The following is a 1,207-nucleotide window of genomic DNA, read 5'->3' as shown; positions in this document are numbered from 1 at the left end:
CCCAGGGGCCGCCCCCGCCCCAGTAGGGCGGGCGGTCCCGCGTCAGCGCGTGTCTTCGGTGCTCGCCTCGTGGACGAGGTCCGCGAGGCGGGCCAGCACGTCCGGGTCCGTGGACGGCTGGACGCCGTGGCCCAGGTTGAAGATGTGCCCCTCGGCGGTGCGTCCGCGGGCCAGGACGTCGCGGGTCCGGCGCTCCACGGTCTCCCAGGGCGCGTACAGGACCGCCGGGTCGAGGTTGCCCTGCAGCGCCTTGCCGGGCTCGACGCGGCTGACGGCCTCGTCCAGCGGCACCCGCCAGTCGACGCCGACGACGTCCGCCCCCGCCTCGCCCATCGGGCCGAGCAGCTCACCCGTCCCGACGCCGAAGTGAATGCGCGGCACGCCGAGCGGTTCCACCTCGCTGAAGATACGGCGGGTGTGGGGCAGCACCGACTCGCGGTAGTCCTGCGCGGCGACCGCGCCGACCCAGGAGTCGAAGACCTGCACGGCGCTCGCCCCGGCCGCGACCTGCACCTTCAGGAACGCGATCGTGAGGTCGGCGAGCCGGTCCATGAGGTCGGCCCACAGCTCGGGCTCGCCGTACATCATGGCCTTGGTGCGCTCGTGGCTCTTCGACGGCCCGCCCTCGATCAGGTACGAGGCGAGCGTGAACGGGCCTCCCGCGAACCCGATCAGCGGCGTCGCCCCCAGCTCGCCGACCAGGCCCTCGACGGCCTCCGTCACGTACGGGACGTCGCCCGGTTCGAGCGGGCGCAGCGCCGCCAGGCCCGCCTCGTCCCGGATAGGGTCGGCGATGACCGGGCCGACGCCCGGCTTGATGTCGAGGTCCACGCCGATCGCCTTCAGCGGCACCATGATGTCGCTGAAGAAGATGGCCGCGTCCACCGCGTAGCGGCGCACCGGCTGCATCGTGATCTCGACGATCATGTCCGGACGGGTGCACGACTCCAGCATCGGCACGCCCTCGCGCACCCGCAGGTACTCCGGCAGCGAGCGTCCGGCCTGCCGCATGAACCACACGGGCGTGTGCGGCACCGGCCGCCGGCGGCAGGCCAGCAGGAAGGGGCTCGCGGCGAGCCCGCCGGCGTCGGGCGGGTCCGCGGAGAGGTCGTCGGAACGGGCAGCGTCAGCGGTCACGTTCCGATGGTCCCACGAACGACCGGTAACCAGGCACCGGGGCTGAAGGACGGGCGCTGGAGGACGGGGG

At 73.6% G+C, this 1,207-nt stretch carries 1 protein-coding gene; it reads right to left on the bottom strand.

The features are described from left to right. Positions 1–42: 42 nt before the first annotated feature. A complete protein-coding gene (hemE, locus tag E1281_RS39690) occupies positions 43–1,056 on the bottom strand; it encodes a uroporphyrinogen decarboxylase (protein ID WP_279433697.1) in 1,014 nt (337 codons plus the stop codon). Positions 1,057–1,207 lie beyond the last annotated feature (151 nt).

Source organism: Actinomadura sp. KC345 (assembly GCF_004348515.1).
Lineage (GTDB): Bacteria > Actinomycetota > Actinomycetes > Streptosporangiales > Streptosporangiaceae > Spirillospora.
The sequence above is the reverse complement of the archived record's forward strand: the minus strand, read 5'-3'. Positions and strand labels throughout refer to the sequence as shown.